Genomic DNA, 23,105 nt, shown 5'->3' with positions numbered 1-23,105 from the left:
GTGCGGGGCCGGTCACGGACCGACCTCGCCGGAACCGCGCGGGATCAGACGGGTGCGCATGTGGATGTGCTGCACCGGGGTCGAATCGCCCCCGAGGCGACGGAACAGCAGGTGCGCGGCGGCCTGCCCGATGCCGAACGGGTCCTGGGCGACCACGGTCACGGCCGGGGTGAGCATGTCCGCGAGTTCGAAGTCGTCGAAACCGACCAGGGCGGGCTGCACCGGCGAGCGGCGTATCTCGCGCAGGGTCTCCACCGTGAACCGGCTGTTGCCGCAGAAGACCGCCGTCGCCGGATCGGACCCGCCGAGCATCGCCCGCAACCACGCCCGCAGTTCCTCCCCGTACGGCGGCCCGTTGTACACCAGCCGCGGGTCCGGATCGATGCCCGCGTCCGTCAATGCCTCGCGATGGCCGCGCAGGCGTTCGCGGGCGGTGAAGATCTCCAGCCGGTCGCCGATGAACGCGATCCGCCGATGTCCGTGCCGGATCAGGTGATCGACGCCGTTGCGGGCGCCACCGACGTTGTCCACGAGGACGGTGTCCGCCTCGATGTCGCCCGGTGGGCGGTCGACGAACACGCACGCCATCCCGGCCTCGATCTCCGGCAGCAGATAGCGGTGACTGCCGCTGGCCGGGACCACGATCAGCCCGTCCACCCGGCGGGCGCACAACGCCAGGACCAGATCGCGCTCCTTGTCCGGATCCTCCGCGGACGACGCGCTGAACAACACCGTGCCGTGCTGATGGGCGATGTCCTGGATGGACCGGGTCAGCGCGGAGGAGAACGGATCCGCGGCGTCCTCCAGGACCAGGCCGATGCTGGAGGTGTGACCCGAGCGCAGCTGCGCCGCGCTGTCGTTGCGGCGGAACCCGGTCTGCGCGACGGCCGCCCACACCGCCTGCTGTTTCACGGCGCTGACGTTCGGCTCACCATTGATCACCCGCGAGACGGTCTTGATGCCGACGCCGGCGAGGGCGGCCACGTCCTTCATCGTGGTGCGACCGCGCCCACGCGGTCGTTCCGGGGTCGTCGGGCCGGCCATCGGGGTCCTACCTTTCGAGCGGCCGGGCTCGCACCCGGCACCCATGGTGCGTTGTTCCCGGAACCGGAACCGGGAGCGGGAAGGGGAGTGGTACCGGTACCGGGACGTGGGACCGGCACGTGGGCCGGGGTCGGATCGGAGCGGGAAGCCGCGGTGGCAAGCGTGAGGCGGACGGCGGGGCAGGAAGCGGGAAGTCGGGTCGGGCGGGGGTCGTTCGGTTCAGCAGGCGGCCCGACGCAATGCCTCGGCGAGGGTCGGGGCGGACCGCAGCCGGGGCAGCAGGGTGGCCTGTACCGCGTGGTACGCGTCGGGTTTCCCCTGCCAGACGGTGGCCGAGGGCCGCGCGTCGGGGTCGAGTTCGTGGTGCCAGCTGCCGTGCTTCCGGTCCAGGAACACGGCGTCGGCATGCTCCCACCACGCTCGGTACCAGTCATCGTAGTCGGCGACCCCGGTGGCCCGATGCAGTGCCGCCGCCGCCGCGATCGCCTCGGCCAGGACCCAGTGCATCCGGGTACGGACCACCGGTCGCCCGGTCCAGTCGAGCGTGTACACGAAGCCCGGCCGGCCGTCCGCGTGGCCGCCCTCGCGGACCGCCGCGGCGAACAGCGCCACCGCGTCGGTGCGCAGCCACTCGGGTGGATCCGGCAACGACGCGGCCAGGGCGAGCAGCAGCCGGGACCACTCGAAGGCGTGGCCGACGGTGGCGCCGTACGGGCGGAACGGGTCGGCGGGACGGTCGCGGTTGTACTCGCGGCGCGGCGCCCAGCCCGGATCGAAGTGCTCGATCAGCCGCCAGTGGTTGGCCCGGGCGTGCTCGTGCACGACTCGGCCGGCGATGCGCAGTGCGCGGGTGCGCCATCGATGCTCGCCGGTGGCGTCGGCGGCGGCCAGGAACGCCTCGACGGCGTGCATGTTGCTGTTGGCGCCCCGATAGGCCTCGCCGGTGGTCCAGGCCCGGTCCCAGGATTCGGCGCAGGCGCCCCGGTCGGCCTCCCAGAACCGGCGTTCGACCACGTCCAGGGCCTCGGCGAGCAGGGCAGGGGCGCCGCGATGGCCTGCGGCGCACGCGCTCGCGGCGGCCAGCACGACGAACGCGTGGTCGTACATGCGCTTCCCGTCGAGGCGTTCGGCGTCGAGTACGGGTCGCCCGGACCGGTCCACCACCGGATGCCAGCCGCCGTGTTCGCGGTCCCGCAGCAGCTCCGTCAACGCGGTGAGCCCGTGCGCCACGAGCGCCGCCGCCTCGTCCGGGCCGACGTCACCGGCCCGGCCGGGGTCCGCACCGGCCCGGTCGGTGCCGCCGTGCGCACCGGCAGGCTCCGTACCGTCGCCGTCCACACCGCCACCCTGCCAACCGCCGCCCTCCGTACGGCCACCACCCACGCCCCCGCCGTCCGCAGCTCCCCGGGCCGCCCCGCCGCCGGCCCCCCGCAACTGCGCCAACGCGAACACATGCGTCATCCGGGCCGTCACCCACGTGTGCAGCACCCCGTCCGCGACCGGCCGACCGGTGTCGTCCAGCCACCCGAACCCGCCCTCGGCCAACCGTGCGCCCCGGGCGAACCGGAGCAGCCGGTCGCATTCCGCGTCGAGCCACGCCGCGTGTTCGGGGGAGCCCCCCAGGGGTTCAGCCACCATGTGCCGCACACTCCCTCTGACATCGTTGTCATTCAGACCGTACTGGGCCGCCGATGAGCTGTCGACATCCGGACCGTGAACATCCTCGTCGACGGCCCGCGCAGGCTGAGCCCGTCGGGGCAATCACCTCAATCCCCGACAGATCAGCGCGAGTTCCGAGTGAAGGTCGAGATCCGCGAAACTCTTGACACTCGTCCAGCTGGCCAGCACTGTACTGACACCGTTGTCAGACGGTCGGCGGCATCGACCCCTCTCGTCCCCGTCCTGACACACGTGCGAACTCGTGGCGCCCCGGCCGCCGGCCGAGACGGCTCGCGGGGAACGACCCGACAACCCGAAGGAGTTGGGCACGTGCAACCCCTGATCGAAGGTCGGGGCCTGGTCAAGCGGTACGGCCAGGTCCAGGCCCTGCGCGGCGCCGACTTCACCGTCTTCCCGGCCGAGGTCGTCGCGCTGATCGGTGACAACGGCGCGGGCAAGAGCACGCTCACCAAGACCCTCGCCGGCACCGAACGGCCGGACGCCGGCGAAATCCTTTTCGAGGGCCGCCAGGTGAGCATGGAACGACCCACGGACGCGCAGGAGTTGGGCATCGAGACGGTCTACCAGGACCTCGCCCTGGCGCCCGACCTGGACGGCGCGGCCAACCTCTTCCTGGGCCGCGAACTGTTGCGCCGCGGCCTGGCCGGGCGGCTGGGCGTACTGGACAAGGCGACGATGCGCGAGCGCGCGATCGAGGCGTTCGCCCGGCTCGGCGTGGAGTTGCAGGACATCGACGCCCCGATCGGGACGCTCTCCGGCGGTCAGCGCCAGAGCGTGGCCATCGCCCGTGCGGTCGCCTGGGCGGACAAGGTGATCTTCATGGACGAGCCGACCGCCGCGCTCGGCGTGCTCCAGCGCGGCCGGGTGATGGACGTGATCCGCCGGGTCCGGGACAACGGCATCGCGGTCGTCCTGATCAGCCACAACATGCCCGAGGTGTTGTCGGTCGCGGACCGCGTCGAAGTGCTGCGCCTGGGTCGGCGGGTGGCGAGCCTGACCGCCGCGGACACCACCGTGGAGGAACTCGTCGGCGCGATGACCGGCGCCCTGGACGGACTCGACGTGCAAGGAGCACCGGCATGAACCTCGACAAGACGGACACCCCGCCGGGGCACCCCGACCCGGATGCGCACCGAGCCGACGAACAACCCGTGGACCGGGGCGGCGCACAATCCCGGGAGCACCCGCGACACCCCGGCTCCGACTCCCCGGACGCCGGATCGTTCATCCGCCGCGTGCTGTGGCGCCGGCTCGCCCGGAGCAACTCGTGGTGGACCTTCCTGGTCCTGATGGTGCTGGTGACCGCCTTCTCCATCATGCGACCCGAGCAGTTCCCGACCACGTTCAATCTGCGCAACGTGGCCACCGACGCGGCGGTGTTGCTGATCGTCGGCGTCGGCATGACCTTCGTGATCATCATGGCCGGCATCGATCTCTCGGTCGGCTCGGTCCTGGTGTTCGCCGGCGTCGCGGCGGCCAAGACGATGACCGCCGTCGCCGGGCCGGACGCAGGCTGGGGCGCGATCCTGCTCGGCGTGCTCGCCGGTCTCGCCGCGGGCGCCGCGTGGGGCGCGTTCAACGGATTCCTGATCGCCAAGGCGAAGGTGCCCGCGCTGATCGTCACGCTCGGCAGCCTGGGCATGGCACTGGGCCTGGCCCAGGTGTTGACGGAGGGTCAGGACGTCCGGGGCGTGCCCACCCGGTTCACCGACACGATCGGCAACGGCCGATTCCTGGGCATCCCCTGGCTGGTGGTGATCGCCCTGGTGGTCACCGCGCTGGGCGCACTCGCGCTGTCCACCACCCGATTCGGCCGGCGCACCTACGCGGTCGGCTCCAACGCCGAGGCGGCCCGCCGGGCAGGCATCGCGGTCGACCGACACATGATCAAGGTGTACGCCCTGTCGGGCACCCTGGCCGGACTCGCCGGCGTGTTGTCCCTCGCCCGCTTCACCACCACCACGATCGGCGGCCACGCCAACGACTCGCTCGGCGCCATCGCGGCCGTCGTCCTCGGCGGCACCAGCCTGTTCGGCGGTGTCGGCACCGTCGTCGGCACGCTGATCGGCGTCTTCATCCCCGCCATCCTGCAGAACGGCTTCGTCATCCTGGGCGTGCAGCCGTTCTGGCAGAGCGTCGCGGTCGGCGCCGTGCTGATCGCGGCCGTGTACGCCGACCAGTTGCGCCGCCGCAGCCTGCAACGCCGTTGACCACCCGGGGCCGCACCCGGAGGCCCGCCCGGCCCGACCCGCCATCCGGCCCGACCCGTCATCCGTCCCGGCCGCCGGCCGGCCGCGGCCGATCGCTTCGCCCCACCACCGCCAGGAGGCACTGCCCGATGAAGACACCGACGTACGTCGCCGTGACCATCGCCCTGAGCGCGGCCGCCACCCTCGCCGGGTGCGGCGGCGACAGCGACAGCGGCTCCGGGGGCGGACGCAAGATCACCTTCGTCCAGGGCGTCAAGGGCGACGAGTTCTACATCTCGATGGCCTGCGGCGCACAGCAGAAGGCCAGGGAACTCGGCGTCAAGCTCGACGTGACCGGTGCGGACAAGTGGGACGCCTCGCTCCAGACTCCGGTGGTCAACGCCGTCGCCGCCAAGAGCCCGGACGCCGTACTGATCGCGCCCACCGACACCCAGGCGTTGCGCCGGCCGGAACAGCAGCTCAAGTCCCGCGGTGCGAAGGTGATCGAGGTGGACACCAAGCTCGACGACGGCTCGATTCGCGAGACCGCGATCTCCTCCGACAACGAACGCGGCGGCATGCTCGCCGCACAGACTCTGGCCAACCTGGTCCAGGACCGCGGCACGGTCGCCGCGATCAGCGTCAAACCGGGCATCTCCACCACGGACGCCCGCCTGAAGGGCTTCGAGACCGAGATCAAGAAGCACCCGGGCATCACCTACCTCGGTGTGCAGTACAACGACGACGACCCGGCCAAGGCCGCCTCCATCGTCACCTCGACGATCGCCTCGCACCGCGACCTGGTCGGCGTCTTCGCGGCCAACGTGTTCAGCGGCGAGGGCGCGGCCACCGGCATCGAACAGGCCGGCAAGGCCGGCCAGGTCAAACTGGTCGCCTTCGACGCCACCCCGAAACAGGTCGAGGCCCTGCGCAGGGGCTCCATCCAGGGCCTGATCGCGCAGAAGCCGTTCGACATCGGCTCCCAGGGCGTCGAACAGGCGGTCGCAGCTCTCGACAAGAAGCCGGTCCCCAAGTCCATTTCCACCGACCTGGTGGCCGTCACCAAGGAGAACGTGGACCAGCCCGACGTGAGCAAGTACCTCTACAAGGGCGCCTGTTGACCCGAGCACCGCACGCCCGGCGCTCGACGGCGCCCGTCCCCGACCCGCGACCGGCCCCGGCCCCTCCGGGGCCGGTCGCGAGCGGCGGTCGGCTGCCGTGTGGCCGCCGTCCGCTACTTGACGATCGTGGTCAGCGGCTGCTTGTCCTCGCGCTGGATGATGCACGCGGCCTGGTGGTTGCCGCTGCTCCAGGACTTCATGTCGAGCGGGTACGAGTACGAGAAGGTGAGCTTGGGCGACGCGGGCTGCCGCTCCAGGAGGGGGCCGATGTACTGCTCACACAGATCACCGACCTTGTCCTCGTAGCCCGGCGTGGTCGGAGTGACCGTCGCCGGCAGGTCGAAGGCCTTGCCGACCTGGCCACTGTGCGGCTTGGCGCAGGAGACGTCGGTGGTCTTGGCGCCGTCCTGGTTGATGCACTGGCCGGTCTTGTACGTGAAGGCGTCGATGATGTCGGCCGTGGACGTGCCGCTCGCGGTGCCGGTGGGCTTCGTGGTGCCGCCCGGCTTGCCGGTCGGGCTCGTGGTGGCCTTCCCCGTGGGTGATGCGGTCGAAGGGACGACGGGAGACTTGCTGCCCTTGTCGTCCTTGTCGTCGCCGAGACAGCCGGAGAGCAGGGCGGTGGCGGCGACGACTCCGGCCACGGCCGGCGCAATCATGCGCAGGCGGTGGGAGGTGGGCATGTGGGACACAACCTTTCGCTTCGGGACGCCCAAGATCCTTGCGCGATCCCTCACCGAAACGTCGAGGGAAACGGTGCTTGATTTTTTTGCGAAGCCGAGAGAATCAGGTCCCTCTTCGTTCACCGTCCGGTGCACCCGTTTCCGATCCGCTGCGATTCTCGTCCGTCGGCGCCTCCCACACCAGCCCCGCACGGGAAGTTCGTGGGCCACCCGGCGGCGCGATCCGTCGCACCGCCACCCCGACCACCTGGTCGCGGTGCACGAAGCCGTAGGCGCGCGAATCCCAACTCGACGCCGCGTTGTCGCCCAGCACGACGATGGCGTGCGCGGGCACCGGTTGCCCGGCGGCGTCGCGCAGCACCGGGAACCGGTCCACCGGCACCGGATCGCCCGCCACAGCCACCGCCCGCTTGACCATCAACCGGCCGTGCGGCGCCGGGGCCAGATCGGTGCGCTCCGGGACGGCGGCAAGCGCGTTCGGCGGCAACCCCCGTAGCCCCGGCGGCAGTCCGGCCACCACCGGGGGATGGGGGACGCGGACGACCACCACCTGACCGGCGCGCACCCGCCCGGTGCGGCGCACCAGCAAACGATCGCCCGGGAACAGCGTGGGCTCCATGCTCGGGCCCTCGACCGTGGCCACCAGATAGCGTCGTTGCACCCACAACAGCGCCGCGGCGCCGAGTCCGGTGGTCGCGAACAGGGCGGGCGCGAGCCGTCGGGTTTTCACTTCGCCTCCTGGTAGCCGGCCGCCTGGAGCCGGAACAGGCTCGCGTAGTGGCCCTCGCGGTCGAGCAGCATCTCGTGCGGGCCCTGTTCGACGATGCGTCCGCCGTCCAGGACCACGATCAGGTCCGCGTCGCGCACCGCGCCGAGCCGGTGCGAGATGAGCAGGCTGGTGCGTCCCTCGCGGTGTTCGCGCATCCGGGCGTGCACCTCGTGTTCGGCCTGCGGGTCCAGGCCCGAACTGGGCTCGTCCAGGATCATCAGCTCGCGCCCGGTGCGCACGAACGCCCGGGCCAGGGCCAGGCGTTGCCACTGGCCGCCGGAGAGCACCACGCCGGTGTCCGGGTCCTCCTTGTCGGCCTCGCTGAAGAACATCCGGGTCAGCAGCGTGTCGTAGCCGCGCGGCAGGGCGGCGAGCCTGTCGTGGATGCCCGCGCGTTCGGCGGCGGCCTCGATCCGGGCCCGGTCCGTCAGGCTGTCCGGGTCGCCGAGGGCGATGTTCTCCGCGGCGGTCATGTCGTAGTTCATGTGGTCCTGGAACACCGCGCTGATCCGCCCGCGCAGTTCGGTCGGCGGGATGTCGCGCAGGTCCACGCCGTCCCAGGTGATCCGACCCCGGGTCGGGTCGTACATCCGGCACAGCAGCTTGACCAGCGTGCTCTTGCCCGCGCCGTTGAGTCCCACCAGTGCCACCGCCCGGCCGCGCGGGATGCGCAGGTCGACACCGCCCAGCACCCAGGGGTGGTCGTCGCTGTAGCGGAACCACACGTCGTGGAACTCGATGCCCGCACCGGGCTCCGGCGCGGGGACGGTCGTTGTCGCCGAGACCAGATCGGGTTCGGCATGCGCGACCGCCACGTAATGGGTCAGGCCCAGCAGTTGGCCGTGCGCGGAGGCGATCGAGGAGACCAGGCGGTCCAGGGCCGCCTGGATGCCGCCCACCGCGGCCACGAACATGGTCACGTCGCCGACGCTGAGCGTGCCGCGCCGGGCGGCGGCGACGGCCCACCACAGACCCCCGCCGGCGACCGCGGCGCCCACTGCGCCAAGCACCGCCTGGGTGGCGAACTCCCGCAGGTCCATCCGGCGTTCGGCCTCGTTGGCGCGGCGCCTCTCGTGCATCATCCGGGTGCGCAGGAACGGGCCGATGCCGAAGAGGCGGATCTCGGTGGCCGCCTCGACGTCGGTCAGCAGCCGGCCGTAGAAGAACTCCCGGCGGTGCACCTGCTCGAAGTCCCACTGCATCGTGGCGCGCAGCCGGGACAACCGCAGCTCGGCGACCAGTACCGGGACCGCGGCGAGCAGCACCAGGCCGGTCATCATCGGGCTGAGGATCAGCAGCGAGCCGACGAAGCCGACCAGGGTCAGCGCGCCCTGGAGGGTGCCGCCCGCGCCGTCCACCAGGACGCCGAAGCTCGACGTGCTGCTTTGTCCCAGGCGCAGTCGGTCCAGGAACGCCGGGTCCTCGAACCGGCGCAGCCCCACCTGGCGTTCGGCCGCGGCGAACAGGCGGTCGGTGCCCACGACGCCGGTGGCCCGGCCGATCTGGGCGCGCAGGTAGCGGCCGATTCCCGGCAGCATGGTGGCGACCAGTCCGGTGATCGCAAGTGCCACGGCCAGGCCGCCGATGGCGCCGTGTCCGCTCGTGAGTCGGTCGATGACCAGCTTGGTCAGCCACGCGATGGTGATCGGCACGCCTGCCGAACCCAGCGTCACCGCCAGCGATCCGACCGCCTGGGCGGGGGCCGCGTGGAAGGTGAGCGACACCGCCTCGCGGGCGGCGGCGAACAGGTCGCGGGCCGCGATCCGCGCACTCACGCGTGCGCTTTGCCGGCCCGGTGACCGGTGGGCAGATCGGTGGTGGGCAGGTCCGTCGTCTTCAGGCCGGCCGCCACCACCCGTCGGTCCTCGCCGAGCAGGTACATCGCCGGCGTCCAGGCATTGCGAAACGCCGCCTGGACCACCCCGTCGTACTCCTCCACGACCACCCGGGCCACCGGCGTCAACAGCGCGAGCAGTTCGGCATCGTCGCCGGCGATCACTGCCAGCGTGCGCTCGCGGCCCAGTGCGCGGGCCCGCTCGGCGAAGCGCGGTGCCTGCACGTGGCAGGGCTCGCAGCCGGCGGAGAAGAACCCGACCAGCCCGCCCATGTCGTGGTCGCCCACCTGCTCGCCGGTGGTCGTGGTGGCGGTGAACACGCCGGGGCGCATGCCGGGTCGCAGTTCCATCGGCGGCCCCGCGGAGTGCGGCGTCTGCGGTTGTTGGCCACGCAGCCTGCGCAGCACGCCGAGCACAAGCACCAGGTTCAACGCGGTCACCAGGCCGACGAGCACGACGGCGACGACAAGTATGGGCATCAGGCATTCCTCGCGAACAGATCGACGATGTCGTCCAGGGAGATGATCAGGAGCGCGCCGACCAGTCCGGCCACGGCCGCGACCGCGCTGCCGGCGAGCGGGGGCAGCAGATCGGCGGAGGGGTCGAGGCCGGTCGCCGACAACCCGGCGATCGAGGCGGCGAGCAGGACGCCGTTGCGCACCAGATGGCGCGCGCCCAGCGGGGTGTCGGAGGCGCCGAAGCAGCGGCAGGGGGAGCGCCGACCGCGGCGCAGCGCCGCTCCGACGGCCGCGGTGAACGCGGCGAGCAGCACGCCGGCGACCACGAAGCCCGGGCCGCGGGTCGGCGGGAGCAGGACGAGTACGGGGACCGAGGTCTCCGCGGCGACCACCGCGCAACCGATCGGCCGGGTCGACCGGGCCCGCATGGGCACCAGGCCCGGGATCGAGTCGACGAAGCCGGTGAAATCGCGGAGCTTGGTGACCGCGGAGGCGGCGAATACGAGGCCGATCAGACCGGCACAGCCCACATATATGTAGCCCACGGCTATCCCCCTTTTTGGGCGCGCGGAAACGGCGGGCGGCGAAAGCTCGCCGCCCGCCGTCGAGTCCGGCAGGATCGCCCGACGCATTCCGAGGGTTTACTCCACGCAAATTCGCCGGATTCATCGTGGCGAGGATACGTGTCGTACCGACGTCGGACGCAGGTTGTCGATGCGATCCTCGGCGCGGCCACCTTGTGAGTGATCCGCGCCGATAACGACGGCGGGATAATGAATCCCGCTGTGGTCAATCCCGCAGTGCGATATTGCATCGCGGAATATCACCAACGACCGCGACGGGACAAGGCGGACGAACCCCGCCCGTCGACGGCTCCCGGGCCGAGGTCAGCAGTTGCCGACGCGCGTGGTGGTGCAGCCCTCGTCCTTGCAGCACTGGTACAGGAAGAGCACGCCCCCACCACAGAAGTAGGTGTTGCTACAGCCTGCCTCGACCGTGGCCTTTTGGGTCAGTCGGTTCAGCAGGCGATCGGCGAGACGCATCATGACGTCTCCTCTCCCGGCCGGGTGGGCCGTTTGGATTGGTAATTGGATTATTGCCAGTCCCCCTTTTTATTCGCAAGACCCAAATCACCAACCATCGGAGATGATCAAGAAATGGGCGACCCGCCCAATTCCCGACGACCTACGCCCGTGAATCGGTGCGATTCGCCGAATCGACGGATAGGCTCGATATGTCGCTTCCGGCCCCGCCCGGGCGCCGACATGCGTCGATGCCCGGGAAATGGCATGCCCGCGCGGATTCGGCGGGCTTACGGGACGAGGTGGGCGAAAACCACGACGTTGCCGGAGTAGTGGCTCTTCTTGCTGTAGGTGCCGCCGCAGGTGAGCAGCCGCAACTCCGGCCGGGCCGCGTCGCCGAATACCCGCGCGGCGGGGAACTCGTTCCGGGCGAACATTTCGACCCCGTCCACCACGAAGGCCGCGACGCTGCCGTCCTCGCGGTCGATCTCGATCCGGGAGCCGCGCGGCAGCGCGCCCAGCGGATAGAAGACGGCGGGTCCGGCGGCGGTGTCCACGTGGCCGGCGATCGAGGCGGTGCCCTTCTGTCCGGGCGTCACGCCGCCCTGGTACCAGCCGGCCAGGTTGCGATCCCCCTGCGCCGGCACGTCGATGCCGCCCGCCTCGTCCAGGCCGACCCGGGCCAGCGGGGCCGAGATGCCCAACTCCGGGATCCGGATCCGGGTCGGGATCGACGCGCGCATCGGCGGTGCCTCGGCCGGCGGGGCAGGCGGGACAGGCGGGGCGGGCGCCGCGGGATCGCCGGGATCCGCGGGCGCCGGGGCATCCGGGGCCGGCATCGTGGGCGGGGCGATCGGCACGGCCGCGGCGGCGGGCGGGCGCGGTGGCGGTGCGGAGGTGTCGTACCCGGCGTACAGCAGACCTGTGCCGCCGATCGCGAGCACGCCACTGGCCGCCGCCCAGAGCAGGCGACGGCCGGCGGGTCGGTGCTGCCGATCCGCGGCACTCACGGGTGCCTCGGGTGCGGAACGGGTCATCGGTCAGGCGAGGTTCGAGGCCCGGCGGCGCAGCGCGACGAAGCCGGTGCCGGCCGCGCCCGCGAGTACCAGACCACCCACCACGCGCAGCGCCGGGTCGCCGTAATCGACCCCGCCGAACCCGGCCGTGGACGCCGTGGTCGGCGCGGCGCCCATCACGTGCAGGCTGCCGATCAGCTCCTGGCCCTCGCCGCAGACCACCTTGACCTCGTAGTCGCCGGTGGCCACGTCCTTGATGGTCGCCTGACCCTTGACCTCGTCGCCGTCACGGGTCAGGGTGGCCGCGGCCGTGAACGCGTCCGAGGAAGCGGTCGCCGTGTTCGCGGTGCAGTGCTTGTCGTCCGACAGCAACACCGTGTCGCCGGGACGGCCGGAGTCGGCCTGCATCGGCGTGGCGGCGAACGCCGCGCCTGCGGAACCGCATACGGTGAGACCCACGATGGTGCCGACGACTGCGAGACGGGCACAGCGCATTTCGTCCTCCAATGGACATGCGGAACCGAACCCGACAGACCGGGTTACAGGGGAAGTTCCGCTACAAGGAACGTAAAAAGCCGCTCGACCCGCCGCCACCGCTGGGCGCCGAACGGTGGATCACGTCGGCCGTCGGAGTGGACCGGGTCCGCCCGGGGGTTTACCGGCACGGGTCGCCGCCGCGGAGTTCGGCGCGGTGAGGTCCGGTGTTACGAGGCTTTGCGCCGTGCGGACCGGCGCCACGAAGCTTGGCACCGAGGGATCGGCGCCCGGATCCACCGGCACCGGCAGGCACGTGGCCACCCGATCCAGCCCCGCCTCCCCGCCCATCCGATCCGCCCCCGGATCTCCTGCGGGGACCGCCCTCGTCGTCGAGCCGGTGGGGCCTGTGGTCGCCGTTGTCGCTCTCCGGCGCGACCGCCGTGGGGTCTCGCCGGAGCGCCGCCGGGCGGATGCGGGCGGGTGCCGGTCAGCCGGTGGGTACGTCCGACGGCTCGGCCAGGGCGGCCAGGTCCTCGTGCAGCAGGCCGGCCGCCCGCAGCGCACCGGCGACCCGGGCCAGGTCGGAGCCGGCCGCGACCGGCACCACCGTGCGCACCCGGGCGTCGGCGGAGCGCGCGAACGGGCCGAGCACGTCCCGGGCGCCGGCCTCGACGAACACCTCGATGCCGCGCTCGCGCAAGGTGGTCACCGCACTGCGATAGCGCACCGGGTGCCGCAACTGCCCCACCACACCGTCGCGGAGTTCGCGCTCGTCGGCGTAGTCCCGGCCCAACAGCGGCGACAACACCGGATAGCGCGGAGCCCGGAAGTCGATCTCCGCCCCCAGCCGGCGCCACTCGCCGGCGGCCGACTCGCGCAACCGGTTGTGGAACAACGTGCGCACCGTCAACGCCTTGGAGGCCACCGCCTTGCGCTCCGCCAGCGCCGCGAAGGTGGCCAGCGACTCGTCCGGCCCGGAGACCACGGTGTGCTCGGCGGAGTTGTCGCATGCCAGGTCCAGGCCCGGCAATTGCGCCGAGCACAACAGTTCGAGCGTGTGTCCCGGCGCCAGGCGCAGGGTGAGCAGGCCACCCGGATCACTGGTATGGATCGTGCACGCCGCCGCCCGGGCCAGGTACAGCCGGGCACCGTCGCCCGCCGTGTACACGCCGGCCGCGGCCAACGCCGCCATCTCGCCCAGACTGTGCCCGAGCAGCACGTCGGGACGGATCCCGAAATCGTCCTCGAGCAGCCGGAACGCGGCCAGCGCACCGGCATAGATGGCCAGATGCAACGACAACTCGTGCCGGTCCATCAACTCGTGCGCATCCGGTGCCTTGGGATCGACGAGCAGACGCGAGGGCGACAGCGTGGCCCGATCGCCGACCGCGTCGTCGACCTCGGCCAGGGTGTCCCGAACGGCGGGCCGATCCTGGAGCCGGCGCAGTGCGCCCGGCACATAGGAGCCAACGCCGGGCATGATGATCGCGGTGCGTGGCACGCTCACGGAGACTCTCCCTTGGCTCTCGGTGGTCTCTGCTGGCATGGCCGGGAGGTTCACCGAACCCGGCCACGGATCGAGGGACGACTTCGGAGAGCGGCGGTACGGATGCGCCGCGCGATCTCGCGGATCGGCCCCGGTCATGGCGGAAACCCGGGCTCGCGTGAAGGGGGCGCGCGTCCGGGGCGGATCGGGATGGGGGCTGTGCGGAGCGGGTGGGGCGGGGGCGTGCGTGGCGGGTCGGTTCGGGGGTGTCCGTCGGGTGTTCGACGAGGTCGGAGGCAGGGCCTGATTCCAGGAGAGTCGAGCCGGCGGGGGAGCGCAACCGCGCCCGGCGCCGCACGCCTGCGGCCGGGACCGATCCGCCGCCCGGGCCGGCAGGCAACTCACGTGGTGTCGACGGAAGCTGACTCCAAGTCAGTCCGCCCCGCCGACGGGCATTCGGCGGCACCCGAACCGCCATTCGGGGGTATTCCGTCCGGGCGATCCGCAGGCGCGCACCCACCGTCGCCGATTCGGGTGGCCGCCGGCATCCGCCCGTCGCCTCCGGCCTCCCCGGTCGTTGGTCCGAACGTGATGAACCCCAGCCGCGTAATGGCCGCCGGACTCGCCGTGGCAGCCGCGTGGGTCGCGTTCGTACCCGCGGCGTTCGCCGTGCCCGCCGCATTCGCTGCGTTCGCCGTACCCGCCGCGCTCGGCGGACCCGCCGTACCCGCCGCGCTCGGCGGACCCGCGGTACCCGGTGCGCTCGGCGGACCCGCGGTACCCGGTGCGCTCGGCGGACCCGCGGTACCCGGTGCGCTCGACGGACCGGCCGCACCGGCCGCGCCCGCTGCGTTCGCCGCCGAACCGGGTACCGGCATCACGGTCGTGGTGACCGGCGACGATCACTACGTGGCCGCGGACGACGTCGTGGTCCGGCACCGCTCCACCGAGCGGTCCGCCGTGGTCGAGATCGCCGCCCGGCGGCGGTACGGGCGGGAAACGGGGCCGACATCGCACACCCCGGGCGGCCCGGTCGACCCGCACGAGCGCGACGATCCGGGTCGGCGCTGAAGGATCCACCCGAACGCGTGTGCATATGCTGACGGGGCCGTGAACCGGACGCGTGGCCCGGCGGCACCGTCGGGAGGAGTGGCCTGATGAAGGTCGGCGTCATCGGTCTGGGCGACATCGCGGAAAAGGCGTACCTGCCGGTCGTCTCGACCCTGCCGGATCTGGATCTGCACCTGCACACCCGCACGCCCGCGACGCTGCGCCGGGTCGCGGAGACCCACCGGGTGCCCGTCGAGCACCGGCACGCCGACCTGGACGGGCTGCTCGCCGAGGGACTGGACGCCGCCTTCGTGCACGCGGCGACCTCGGTGCACCCCGAGATCGTGACCCGGCTGATCGAGGCGGGCGTGCCCACGTACGTGGACAAGCCGCTGGCGTACAGCCTGGACGAGAGCGCGCGGCTGATCGATCTGTCCCGGGCGCGCGGCGTCGGCCTGATGGTCGGCTTCAACCGGCGACACGTGCCGGCCTACGTGGAGAGCCGCACATTGCCGCGCGACCTGATCATGATCCGCCGCAACCGCGTCGACACCGCACGCGAGTTGCGTACGGTCGCTTTCGACGACCTGATCCACGTGGTCGACACGCTGCGCTTCCTGGCCCCTGGCGAGATCGAGCATGTCGATGTGCGGGCCCGGGTCGTGGACGGTCTCGCCCAGCACTTCGTGCTGCACCTGTCCGGCGCGGGCTTCAGCGCGATCGGCACGCTCAACCTGCGCAGCGGATCGAACGAGGAGATCCTGGAGGTTTCCGGCCGGGACGCCACCCGCGAGGTGTACAACCTGGCCGACGTGGTCGACTACCGGGACGGTCGCCCGACCACCCACCGGCGCGGCGACTGGACCCCGATCGCACGCCAACGCGGGATCGAGCAGGTCGTGCTGACCTTCCTGGACGGGGTCCGCACGGGAGTATTTCCCGACCTGGACGACGCGTTGCGTACGCACGAGTTGTGCGAACTGGTGGTCGACGAGGTGGAGAAGCAGCAACTCGGCTGAGCGAAGGGGCGGGGAGGCGGGCTCGATCGGGTCGGGGCCTGCGGCTCCGTCGCCTGCCGGTGACATGTGTCGGGCGAGGAGGGGCATGGACCTGCGGACGGAGTTGTCGCCGCCGGTTGTCGGTTCGGAGCGACTGGCCGAGGTGGCCGCCGAGATCGAGCGGATCGGTGAGCTGATTCGGGGCGACGGCGGAGCGGGCGCGGCGGAGGCGGCGATGGCCGCCTTCCGAGCGGCGACGGGGCACGACTACTCGATCGGGGACTTCGTCGAGTACCACGGGTCCCGCACGCTTGCGGAGTTCGCTCTGGAGGCGGCCCGACCGGCCCGGCCCAGGGTTGCCGACATCACCCGGGCCGAACTGGTGGAGATCGTCCGGCGGATCCTGGCCGGCGATGCCGAACTCGACTGGTATTTCCAGGTGTTGATGGCGAACGTACCGCACCCGGCGGTGAGCGACCTGATCTTCGGTCGGCCTGCGGAGGTGGAGGATCCGCCCGGGTCCACCGACGGTTCGACCGATTCCACCGACGATCCGCTCGGGGCGGCCGAGGAGATCGTCGACATGGCGTTGGCCCATCGCGCGATTGCGTTGTGAAGCGAGGAGGGTTCTCCGACGTGAATGCGGGAAAGCGCTCCGACGGCTGCCGCCGGTCGGGCCGTTCGTCGGCAGGCCGGTCCCGGAAGGGAATTGCTCAGTCGGAGCGGGGTGGGTCTGCGCCTGCGGCCAGGAGGGCGGCCACGGTCTCCGGGTAGGGGCCTCTGGCGGCCCAGTCGACCGGGGAATGGCCCGTGCCGTGATCCTCGCGGAGATTGGGATCGGCTCCGTGGGCGAGCAGCGCGCGGACGGTGTCGGTGTGGCCCCAGCAGGCCGCCGCGCACAGGGGGGTGCCCTCGGACCCGGTACCGCTTTCGGTGTCGGGTGCCGCGCCCGCGTTCAGGAGGAGCAGGACCACGTCGGTGGCCCCGTGGACGGAGGCCGCGTACAGCGGTGTGGTTCCGTATCGGTCGGCGCCTCCCGGATCGGCGCCGGCCCGGAGCGCGGCGCTCGCCTCCGTCAGCCGGCCCAGACCGGCCGCTCCCACCAGCAGTTTCGACAGCCGCTTGCGCTCGCGATGGTTCACGCGGCCGAGGGTAGTGGGCCGGCAGCGAGCTTGCCTGCGAATATCGGCGCGGTTGGCGGCCGGTGGCCGGCGGTCAGGGGTGAGCGGGGGCGGCGCGCGGGGAGAGGGCGGGGCCGAGGACGACGTGTGGGGCGAGAGGCGGGGAGAAGGCGAGGGGTGGGGCGAAGGTGCGGGTGCGGCCGGGTGGCTGCGTGGTGGGCCGACGGAGCAGCCGCCCGGCCGGGGGCGGATGTCGGCCGGGGGCGGCGGCGTACGGGGGTGCCGTCGGGGGGTGGCTCGGAGCCGTGGGGTGCGGGTCGGCGAGGCTCTCGGGGTACCGGGCCGCCGGGAGCGTGTCCGGCCGGGCGGGTCGTGGTCGATCCGTGCGCCGCGTCCGGTCGTCGGTGGGTCGCGTCCCGTTCGTGGGCCGTGGCCGGTCCGTGGGTCGCGTCCCGTTCGTGGATGGTCGACGCTCAGTGGGTCGCGTCCGGTGCGCCGCCGTACGGGCGTCGGCGGGTGGTGCGGGCGGCGGTGATTTCGGCGGAGACGTCGACCCAGGTGTTGCCGTACTCGCGCTCGAGCCGGTCCCGATCGTCCTGGGAGAGGTGCTCGAGCGCGGGCAGCAGGTCGCGTTGCTCGTGGACCAGGAGGCCGTCCATCGCGGACGCGGCGTCCTGTGCCTCGTCGTGGAATCCGGGGCCTTCCGGACCGAGCCGCTCGGCCGCATCCAGGAAGCCCTCGATCCGGCGGCCCTGCGCGATGGCGTCGTCGACGTACCCGCTGCGGTGCCCGTCGGCGTCCCGGATCGCCGGATACAGCACGCGCTCCTTGGTCGCGATGGTCGCCCGGATCGCGTCGTCGGCCTCGTCGAAGAGGGCGACGGTGCTCTGCGGGGTGGCCCGCCACCGGCGGATCAGCTCACGAAGGTTGCGGTTGTCCAGCACGGTTGTCTCCTTGCGCGTCGACTCGGCTCATGCGGCCGTCGGCGCGGACCGGCGGCGACCACACCCCGTGCCACTGCCCCTTTCGGGCCGGATCATCCCTTGGCCACCACGCAGAAGGGGTGCCCGTCCGGGTCGGCCAGGACCACGAAGTCGGGGTCTTCCGGGTAGTCCCACGGCAGTTTGCGGGCGCCCAGGCCGACCAGGCGCCGGACCTCGCCGGCCTGGTCGTCGGCGTACAGGTCCAGGTGCACCCGGACCGGTTCGGTGCGCTCTCGGACCTCGCCCAGTTGGAGGCTGAGTCGTTCCGCGCCGGGGGTCGGGCCGGGATCGGCGTCGCCGTCCGGGGCTTGGTCGGGGCGCGCGCCCGGGTCGATCAGGACCACGAAATCGGTGTCCGGGCCGACCGCGTCGCGGGTGCGCAGGCCGAGCGCGGTGGTCCAGAACGCGACGGCGCGCGGAAGGTCGGTGGTGGTGAGCACTGTGGGTCCGACACGAAGGGTCATGGGGGACATGTGCCCGTTCGGCGGGAATCGAGGCCGGTCCCGGCGGTGGAACGTGGAGGTGTCGAGCGGCTGCGGAGTCGACCGACGAGCCGGCATTGTGGGGCGGGTGACTCTGCCCTCGCGCCATCGACTCGCCCGGTCCCTCGTCGCCACGGCCGCCGTCACCGCCGTGTTGCTGGGTGCGGCGGGCTGCTCATCGGACGATCCGGTCGGGTTCAAGGACGGCGACCGTTCCGATTCCGTCGAAGGCACCCCCGGCCGGAGCATCGCCGAGGCCACGTTGACACCGGAAGCCCCACTGGGCGCACCACAGTTGACCACCGCCGGAGAGACCATTCGCAAGCGCGCGACCTCGGCCGGCCTGCCGGTGAAGGACATCACGGTCCGGAACGGCGCGCTCGTGGTGCGCATTTCGTCGACGAAGTTCGGCGCGGATACGAAGCAACGCCTCGCGGCCATCGCCGGAATCGGGCAGCTGACCGTGCGTCCGGTGGCCGCGGTGACGGCACTCCCGCCCGCGAACGCAGGCCCCGGGGGCGCCACCACCTCCACGAGCGGGCCCGAATGCGAAAACGCGGAGGCACGACAGACGGTTCCACCCGACGCGGAAGTCGTGGCGTGTGACGGCAAGTTGACGGAGAGGTATGTACTCGCTCCCGCCGTGATCACCCGGACCGACGTCGCCGGGGCCGAGGCCAGGGCGCCGGAAGCGGGCAATTCGGGCTGGACCGTGACCGTCAAGTGGACGAACAAAGGTCAGAACGCCTTCACCCAGCTCACCTCCGAGGCCGCCGGAGGTCGGCTGCCCACCAACCGCATCGCGATCGTCTGCGACGGCAGGGTGCTGGTCGCACCGAGCGTGCAGTCCGTGATTCCGGGCGAAGCGGTGATCTCCGGCACGTACGACGAGGCCGACGCACGGCAACTCGCCGGGACCCTCGACGGTGGGGTGTTGCCCGCCGGGTTCAGGGTCGAGTCGTACGTGGAGGGGCAGTAGGGGGCCGAGGTCGGCCTCGAGGGCGATTCGGCGGGAGCGGTGTCGGGATCGGGGCCCGGGCCGGCGGCGACAGGCCGAGGAGGGTCTCGGCGGTGCCGGCGAGGATCGCGGCCTTGTCGGCGGCGGACAGATCGGCCTCGCGCAGGTCGGCGAGCACGCGGCTGCGGGTGTAGCCGAGTGGATGCGAGTACAGGTCGCTGCCGAAGACCACACGATGTGCTCCGAACGCGCGGACGAAGCGCACGATCGGCTCGACCGTGTAGGCCAGACTCGTGTCCCCGCGACATCCCGCCCGACTTCGGCGGCGCCGTCGGTGATCAGCCCGAGGTTGCGCCGATATGCCTCGGCGGTAAGGCTGTTGGGGTCGAGCGCCGCCCCGATCGCGGCGGTACGGCCGATGGCCGGTGCCGCCGCGATCGGGGCGGTCGTGCATCTGTCGGCCACCGCCATCGAGGAGGGTCGCGGCCCTCCTCGATGAGCGGCACCCCGGCCGACACCGCCTACCGTCTGCTGCCGGCCCGACGGCCGGGGTGGTCGGTGGCTAGCTCAGATGCCGGGTGAAGAACCGGGCCGCGGCGTCCCCCGCGAACTGCGGGACGCCGGTGTGCCCGCCCATGTTGGCGTGCAGGGTCTTCTCCTTGGAGCCGAAGGCGTCGAACAGGTCCAGGGCCGACTGCCGGTCGTTCCCTTCGTCGTCCCACTGCAACAGGACGTGCAGCGGGATGGTGACCTGCCGGGCCTCCTCGAACAGGGCGCGAGGCACGAAACTTCCGGCGAACAGAACGGCTGCCGAGATGCGCGGCTCGACCACCGCCAGCCGGATCCCGATGGAGATCACTCCCCCCGAGTACCCGACCGGGCCGCCGATCTCGGGCAGCAGAAGCAGGGCGTCCAGGGCGGCCCGCCATTCCGGGACCGCCTTTTCGACCAGGGGGAGGACGAGCCGGTCCACGATCTCCTCGCCGACCGGCTCGCCGGCCTCCAGCGCCCGGCGCAGGTCCGCGCGGGCCTGCTCGGCGGCGGCGGAACGGGGCCGGTCACCGCTTCCGGGGAGTTCGATGGTGGCCGCGGCGAAGCCGTCCGCCGCGGACTGCCGGGCCCGGCCCACCAGTCGGGGGTACATCCGGCGCAGCCCGCCGGGGTGGCCGACCAGGATCAGTGGCGCCGGTGCGGATGCGGATGCGGGCGTCCACAGGATGCCGGGGATCTCGCCCAGGGTGAATTCGCGTTCCAGGACGCCGTCGTCGAGGCGCTGCTCGGAAGTGAATTGCATGATCGTGCCTTTCGGGAGTGCTCCTGAACGGCGCTCCCGGACGACCTATCGCCCGACCGTGACCCCGGAGGGGAGCACCCATGTCGATACTGCGTTCACGGGTACCACCTCCTCGTTGTCTCGCACGGCCTCCGGAAAAGTAGCAGTGGTCCCCGCGGTCCGCCAACGGTTTTCGCGCAGGCTCCGTGGCCGGGCCCCACGAGCGTGGTCCCGTCCGCTTCCAGGTGCTCGGCCACCCGAATTCGTCGACTTCGTCCGGGAGTGGGCCGCCCGTTTCACCCGCGCCACGGGTCGAACGATCGGCGCAGCAGTCCTGCCGGGGCGGTGCCTAGCCGTGCCGAGACGGCGATGGCGAGGTGGCCATCGCGGAACGCAACGCCCGGGCACGGACATCGCGCAAGCACCAACCGCAAGGCGTCCCGGATGCGGTGGCGCAGGCCCGCGACGAGCGGTGGGGCCACACGCTCAGCCCTCCGGAGGGGCTTCCGCCTCGGGTTTCGGCGGCGGCGTAGGGCGGCCGAGGTCGGGAAGCTGCCGGGCGGTCTGCAGTTCGTCGGCGATGCGGTCGCGCATCGGGCGGTGGACCAGGGCGGTGAGCGCGTCCTCGATCAAGTGGCTGAGTGGATAAGGCAGTTCGGCTTCGAACGCGCGGGCAGCCGCGGTGGTGGCCGCCCATTCGGCGTCCAGAATCGGCAGCAGGCGCTCGGCTTCCGACGTCACCGCGACGATCCGCTGCCTGGCATCGGCGCCGGGGGTGAGCGTGACCAGGCCGGCCTTGACCATGTGCGCCACGGTCTGGCTCGCCGCCGAGTGGGTGACACCGATCGCAGCGGCGAGGTCGCGAATCGAGGCCGGACCCCGGGCGACCAACACTCGGACGACCGGTGTGTAGCGCGGGCGGAACCCGGCCAGACCCAGGTCGGCGTAGACCGAGGCGACATCCCCGTCGAGCAGGTCGAGCAACTGCCGCAGACGCGTACCCAGCAACTCCGGGCCGGGGACGGAGGAGGTCATGCCGAACAATATAACAGCGCTGTTGTAGTTATCGTTGGGCGACCGGTGGCCGCCCCACCCACTCAACTCGCGCAATCCACCCGACCGGGCAATGCCCTTCCCCCAAAGGACCCACCAATGACCTCCTCGTCCCCATCCGCATCGCCCCAGCGTCTGCCGGTTCCTCCACATCCTCCGCTTCCTCCGCATCCCCCCATCGAGCCCTACGCCCACGGGATGCTCGACGTCGGCGACGGCAATCACGTGTACTGGGAGACCTGCGGCAATCCGGTCGGCAAACCCGCCCTGGTCGTGCACGGGGGACCGGGATCCGGCTGCTCGACGGGAGTGCGGCGACTGTTCGATCCGCAGCGCTATCACATCGTGCTCTTCGACCAGCGGGGCTGCGGTCGCAGCACCCCACACGCAGGCGACCCCAGCACGGACATGCGCTTCAACACCACCGACCACCTGCTCGCCGACATGGAGCGACTACGCGAACACCTGGGACTGGACAGGTGGTTGCTGTACGGCGGCTCCTGGGGCTCGACACTGATCCTGGCGTACGCACAGCGCCATCCCGAACGCGTGTCGGAGATCGTCATCCCGGCCGTCACCACCACCCGTCGCTCCGAAATCGACTGGCTGTACCGCGGCGTCGGCCGCTTTCTGCCCGCCGAATGGGAACGCTTCCGCGACGGTGTCCCACCCTCCGATCGCGACGACCTCGTCGCGGCCTATGCCCGCCTGGTGGAAGACCCGGATCCGGCGATCCGCGAACACGCCACCAACGCCTGGTGCACCTGGGAGGACGCGGTGGTCGGCACCGAACCGAACGGCCGCCCCGACGCCTACTCCGGGCGCCCCCCGGCCGCCCGTGTCGCCCTGGTCCGCATCGTCACCCACTACTTCGCCCACGGCGCCTGGCTCCCCGAAGGCATCCTCCTTGCCAACGCCGACCGCCTCGCCGACATCCCGGGCGCCCTCATCCACGGCCGCCTGGACCTCGGCAGCCCACTCGACACGGCCTGGCACCTGTCCAAAGCCTGGCCCAAGGCCACCCTGACGGTAATCCCCGACGCCGGCCACCTCGGCAGTTCCACCATGCGATCCCGAATCCACTCCACCCTCGCCCACTTCGCCACCCGCTGACCCGACTCCGACATCCGTCCCACCCCCACGTCGAACACCACCCCCGGCGCGATCCGGAGTCGAGAGTGGTCGGAGGCGGTAGGGCATGTCCCCGCAACCGCGGGTCCGATCGGCCTGATGCGCGCACTGGTGGAGCGATCCGGAGCGGGGGCGGGTCGATGTGGGCGGGCCGGGTTCGGGAATCACCCCGGGCTTCCCGAGGGTGGCGGCGAGGTGTTGCCGGGCGTGGATCGCGAAGGGCGCTGGGCGGGAGGCGTGTACGCACCACCGCGCCTGCCCTGATCGTTGGGGCAT

Annotated in this window: 25 protein-coding genes; 8 read left to right on the top strand and 17 right to left on the bottom strand. The window is 71.8% G+C overall.

From position 1 onward, the window contains the following. Nucleotides 1–12: 12 nt before the first annotated feature. The gene (locus tag ACFZBU_RS24655) at nucleotides 13–1,044 is read right to left on the bottom strand and encodes a LacI family DNA-binding transcriptional regulator (protein WP_391585784.1); all 1,032 of its coding nucleotides are present in this window, start codon (nucleotides 1,042–1,044) and stop codon (nucleotides 13–15) included. Between the two features lie 219 nt (nucleotides 1,045–1,263). Next, a complete protein-coding gene (locus ACFZBU_RS24650) occupies nucleotides 1,264–2,682 on the bottom strand; it encodes an AGE family epimerase/isomerase (RefSeq protein WP_391585783.1) in 1,419 nt (472 codons plus the stop codon). A gap of 351 nt (nucleotides 2,683–3,033) precedes the next feature. Here ACFZBU_RS24650 and ACFZBU_RS24645 point away from each other — a divergent pair, with 351 nt between their 5' ends. From ACFZBU_RS24645 to ACFZBU_RS24635, 3 genes are all read left to right on the top strand, one after another. Continuing rightward, on the top strand, nucleotides 3,034–3,807 hold the full coding sequence (locus ACFZBU_RS24645; protein ID WP_391585782.1) for an ATP-binding cassette domain-containing protein: 774 nt from the start codon (nucleotides 3,034–3,036) through the stop codon (nucleotides 3,805–3,807). Next, on the top strand, nucleotides 3,804–4,934 hold the full coding sequence (locus ACFZBU_RS24640) for an ABC transporter permease (protein WP_391585781.1): 1,131 nt from the start codon (nucleotides 3,804–3,806) through the stop codon (nucleotides 4,932–4,934). The genes ACFZBU_RS24645 and ACFZBU_RS24640 overlap by 4 nt, the downstream gene beginning before the upstream one ends. Before the next feature lie 128 nt (nucleotides 4,935–5,062). Continuing rightward, a complete protein-coding gene (locus tag ACFZBU_RS24635) occupies nucleotides 5,063–6,034 on the top strand; it encodes an ABC transporter substrate-binding protein (RefSeq protein ID WP_391585780.1) in 972 nt (323 codons plus the stop codon). Between the two features lie 113 nt (nucleotides 6,035–6,147). On the opposite strand, the gene ACFZBU_RS24630 is transcribed toward ACFZBU_RS24635, so the two are convergent. From ACFZBU_RS24630 to ACFZBU_RS24590, 9 genes are all read right to left on the bottom strand, one after another. Next, nucleotides 6,148–6,717, bottom strand: coding sequence for a septum formation family protein (locus ACFZBU_RS24630; protein WP_391585779.1), 570 nt, complete (start codon nucleotides 6,715–6,717; stop codon nucleotides 6,148–6,150). A 103-nt stretch (nucleotides 6,718–6,820) separates the two neighbouring features. Continuing rightward, a complete protein-coding gene (locus ACFZBU_RS24625) occupies nucleotides 6,821–7,447 on the bottom strand; it encodes a S26 family signal peptidase (protein WP_391585778.1) in 627 nt (208 codons plus the stop codon). After that, nucleotides 7,444–9,261 carry an ABC transporter ATP-binding protein gene (locus ACFZBU_RS24620; RefSeq protein WP_391585777.1) on the bottom strand — a complete coding sequence of 606 codons (1,818 nt, stop codon included), beginning with the start codon at nucleotides 9,259–9,261 and terminating at the stop codon, nucleotides 7,444–7,446. Before ACFZBU_RS24620 ends, ACFZBU_RS24625 begins: the two co-directional genes overlap by 4 nt. After that, a complete protein-coding gene (locus tag ACFZBU_RS24615; RefSeq protein ID WP_391585776.1) occupies nucleotides 9,258–9,800 on the bottom strand; it encodes a peroxiredoxin family protein in 543 nt (180 codons plus the stop codon). Before ACFZBU_RS24615 ends, ACFZBU_RS24620 begins: the two co-directional genes overlap by 4 nt. After that, nucleotides 9,800–10,324, bottom strand: coding sequence for a MauE/DoxX family redox-associated membrane protein (locus tag ACFZBU_RS24610; RefSeq protein ID WP_391585775.1), 525 nt, complete (start codon nucleotides 10,322–10,324; stop codon nucleotides 9,800–9,802). Before ACFZBU_RS24610 ends, ACFZBU_RS24615 begins: the two co-directional genes overlap by 1 nt. A gap of 342 nt (nucleotides 10,325–10,666) precedes the next feature. After that, on the bottom strand, nucleotides 10,667–10,825 hold the full coding sequence (locus ACFZBU_RS24605) for a hypothetical protein (RefSeq protein ID WP_020554395.1): 159 nt from the start codon (nucleotides 10,823–10,825) through the stop codon (nucleotides 10,667–10,669). Between the two features lie 266 nt (nucleotides 10,826–11,091). Beyond that, nucleotides 11,092–11,838 (bottom strand): class F sortase, encoded by a 747-nt coding sequence (locus ACFZBU_RS24600; protein WP_391585774.1) that lies wholly within the window; start codon nucleotides 11,836–11,838, stop codon nucleotides 11,092–11,094. 3 nt (nucleotides 11,839–11,841) lie between these two features. Further along, complete coding sequence (locus tag ACFZBU_RS24595) at nucleotides 11,842–12,312, bottom strand: hypothetical protein (RefSeq protein ID WP_391585773.1); 471 nt, start codon at nucleotides 12,310–12,312, stop codon at nucleotides 11,842–11,844. Between the two features lie 469 nt (nucleotides 12,313–12,781). Then, nucleotides 12,782–13,801, bottom strand: a complete 1,020-nt coding sequence (locus ACFZBU_RS24590) for an ACP S-malonyltransferase (protein ID WP_391585772.1) — start codon at nucleotides 13,799–13,801, stop codon at nucleotides 12,782–12,784. 567 nt (nucleotides 13,802–14,368) lie between these two features. On the opposite strand from ACFZBU_RS24590, the gene ACFZBU_RS24585 reads away from it, so the two are divergent. From ACFZBU_RS24585 to ACFZBU_RS24575, 3 genes are all read left to right on the top strand, one after another. After that, complete coding sequence (locus ACFZBU_RS24585) at nucleotides 14,369–14,851, top strand: hypothetical protein (protein WP_391585771.1); 483 nt, start codon at nucleotides 14,369–14,371, stop codon at nucleotides 14,849–14,851. Between the two features lie 86 nt (nucleotides 14,852–14,937). Continuing rightward, nucleotides 14,938–15,849, top strand: a complete 912-nt coding sequence (locus ACFZBU_RS24580; RefSeq protein ID WP_391585770.1) for a Gfo/Idh/MocA family protein — start codon at nucleotides 14,938–14,940, stop codon at nucleotides 15,847–15,849. An 85-nt stretch (nucleotides 15,850–15,934) separates the two neighbouring features. Continuing rightward, entirely contained in the window at nucleotides 15,935–16,444 is a 510-nt protein-coding gene (locus ACFZBU_RS24575; protein ID WP_391585769.1) for a hypothetical protein, read from the top strand. 97 nt (nucleotides 16,445–16,541) lie between these two features. Here the strand turns inward: ACFZBU_RS24575 and ACFZBU_RS24570 are convergent, their stop codons facing one another. From ACFZBU_RS24570 to ACFZBU_RS24560, 3 genes are all read right to left on the bottom strand, one after another. Then, a complete protein-coding gene (locus tag ACFZBU_RS24570; protein WP_391585768.1) occupies nucleotides 16,542–16,970 on the bottom strand; it encodes an ankyrin repeat domain-containing protein in 429 nt (142 codons plus the stop codon). Nucleotides 16,971–17,422: 452 nt separating this feature from the next. Further along, on the bottom strand, nucleotides 17,423–17,893 hold the full coding sequence (locus ACFZBU_RS24565; protein WP_391585767.1) for a hypothetical protein: 471 nt from the start codon (nucleotides 17,891–17,893) through the stop codon (nucleotides 17,423–17,425). 92 nt (nucleotides 17,894–17,985) lie between these two features. After that, nucleotides 17,986–18,396 carry a VOC family protein gene (locus ACFZBU_RS24560; RefSeq protein ID WP_391585766.1) on the bottom strand — a complete coding sequence of 137 codons (411 nt, stop codon included), beginning with the start codon at nucleotides 18,394–18,396 and terminating at the stop codon, nucleotides 17,986–17,988. Nucleotides 18,397–18,502: 106 nt separating this feature from the next. Here ACFZBU_RS24560 and ACFZBU_RS24555 point away from each other — a divergent pair, with 106 nt between their 5' ends. Then, nucleotides 18,503–19,393, top strand: coding sequence for a hypothetical protein (locus ACFZBU_RS24555; protein ID WP_391585765.1), 891 nt, complete (start codon nucleotides 18,503–18,505; stop codon nucleotides 19,391–19,393). Here the strand turns inward: ACFZBU_RS24555 and ACFZBU_RS24550 are convergent. The 3 genes from ACFZBU_RS24550 to ACFZBU_RS24540 all read right to left on the bottom strand — a co-directional run bounded on the left by ACFZBU_RS24550 (nucleotide 19,362) and on the right by ACFZBU_RS24540 (nucleotide 21,680). Continuing rightward, on the bottom strand, nucleotides 19,362–19,826 hold the full coding sequence (locus ACFZBU_RS24550) for an amidohydrolase family protein (protein WP_391585764.1): 465 nt from the start codon (nucleotides 19,824–19,826) through the stop codon (nucleotides 19,362–19,364). The genes ACFZBU_RS24555 and ACFZBU_RS24550 overlap by 32 nt on opposite strands. 108 nt (nucleotides 19,827–19,934) lie before the next feature. Continuing rightward, nucleotides 19,935–20,666: an alpha/beta hydrolase gene (locus ACFZBU_RS24545; RefSeq protein ID WP_391585763.1), complete on the bottom strand. Its 732-nt coding sequence runs from the start codon at nucleotides 20,664–20,666 to the stop codon at nucleotides 19,935–19,937. A gap of 465 nt (nucleotides 20,667–21,131) precedes the next feature. Next, nucleotides 21,132–21,680: a MarR family winged helix-turn-helix transcriptional regulator gene (locus tag ACFZBU_RS24540; protein WP_391585762.1), complete on the bottom strand. Its 549-nt coding sequence runs from the start codon at nucleotides 21,678–21,680 to the stop codon at nucleotides 21,132–21,134. A gap of 117 nt (nucleotides 21,681–21,797) precedes the next feature. Here ACFZBU_RS24540 and pip point away from each other — a divergent pair, with 117 nt between their 5' ends. Then, nucleotides 21,798–22,811, top strand: a complete 1,014-nt coding sequence (gene pip, locus ACFZBU_RS24535) for a prolyl aminopeptidase (RefSeq protein ID WP_391585761.1) — start codon at nucleotides 21,798–21,800, stop codon at nucleotides 22,809–22,811. The last annotated feature ends 294 nt before the right edge of the window (nucleotides 22,812–23,105 follow it).

The organism is Embleya sp. NPDC008237 (assembly GCF_042956465.1).
GTDB lineage: Bacteria > Actinomycetota > Actinomycetes > Streptomycetales > Streptomycetaceae > Embleya.
This window is presented reverse-complemented; position numbering and strand designations above follow the sequence as displayed.

What these genes read in the sequence shown, in the direction of transcription:
- ACFZBU_RS24655 (WP_391585784.1), bottom strand. Translation starts at nt 1,044, where the DNA reads ATGGCCGGCCCGACGACCCCGGAACGACCGCGTGGGCGCGGTCGCACC.
- ACFZBU_RS24650 (WP_391585783.1), bottom strand. Translation starts at nt 2,682, where the DNA reads ATGGTGGCTGAACCCCTGGGGGGCTCCCCCGAACACGCGGCGTGGCTC.
- ACFZBU_RS24640 (WP_391585781.1), top strand. Translation starts at nt 3,804, where the DNA reads ATGAACCTCGACAAGACGGACACCCCGCCGGGGCACCCCGACCCGGAT.
- ACFZBU_RS24635 (WP_391585780.1), top strand. Translation starts at nt 5,063, where the DNA reads ATGAAGACACCGACGTACGTCGCCGTGACCATCGCCCTGAGCGCGGCC.
- ACFZBU_RS24630 (WP_391585779.1), bottom strand. Translation starts at nt 6,717, where the DNA reads ATGCCCACCTCCCACCGCCTGCGCATGATTGCGCCGGCCGTGGCCGGA.
- ACFZBU_RS24615 (WP_391585776.1), bottom strand. Translation starts at nt 9,800, where the DNA reads ATGCCCATACTTGTCGTCGCCGTCGTGCTCGTCGGCCTGGTGACCGCG.
- ACFZBU_RS24605 (WP_020554395.1), bottom strand. Translation starts at nt 10,825, where the DNA reads ATGATGCGTCTCGCCGATCGCCTGCTGAACCGACTGACCCAAAAGGCC.
- ACFZBU_RS24600 (WP_391585774.1), bottom strand. Translation starts at nt 11,838, where the DNA reads ATGACCCGTTCCGCACCCGAGGCACCCGTGAGTGCCGCGGATCGGCAG.
- ACFZBU_RS24595 (WP_391585773.1), bottom strand. Translation starts at nt 12,312, where the DNA reads ATGCGCTGTGCCCGTCTCGCAGTCGTCGGCACCATCGTGGGTCTCACC.
- ACFZBU_RS24580 (WP_391585770.1), top strand. Translation starts at nt 14,938, where the DNA reads ATGAAGGTCGGCGTCATCGGTCTGGGCGACATCGCGGAAAAGGCGTAC.
- ACFZBU_RS24575 (WP_391585769.1), top strand. Translation starts at nt 15,935, where the DNA reads ATGGACCTGCGGACGGAGTTGTCGCCGCCGGTTGTCGGTTCGGAGCGA.
- ACFZBU_RS24560 (WP_391585766.1), bottom strand. Translation starts at nt 18,396, where the DNA reads ATGACCCTTCGTGTCGGACCCACAGTGCTCACCACCACCGACCTTCCG.
- ACFZBU_RS24550 (WP_391585764.1), bottom strand. Translation starts at nt 19,826, where the DNA reads ATGCACGACCGCCCCGATCGCGGCGGCACCGGCCATCGGCCGTACCGC.
- ACFZBU_RS24545 (WP_391585763.1), bottom strand. Translation starts at nt 20,666, where the DNA reads ATGCAATTCACTTCCGAGCAGCGCCTCGACGACGGCGTCCTGGAACGC.
- ACFZBU_RS24540 (WP_391585762.1), bottom strand. Translation starts at nt 21,680, where the DNA reads ATGACCTCCTCCGTCCCCGGCCCGGAGTTGCTGGGTACGCGTCTGCGG.
- pip (WP_391585761.1), top strand. Translation starts at nt 21,798, where the DNA reads ATGACCTCCTCGTCCCCATCCGCATCGCCCCAGCGTCTGCCGGTTCCT.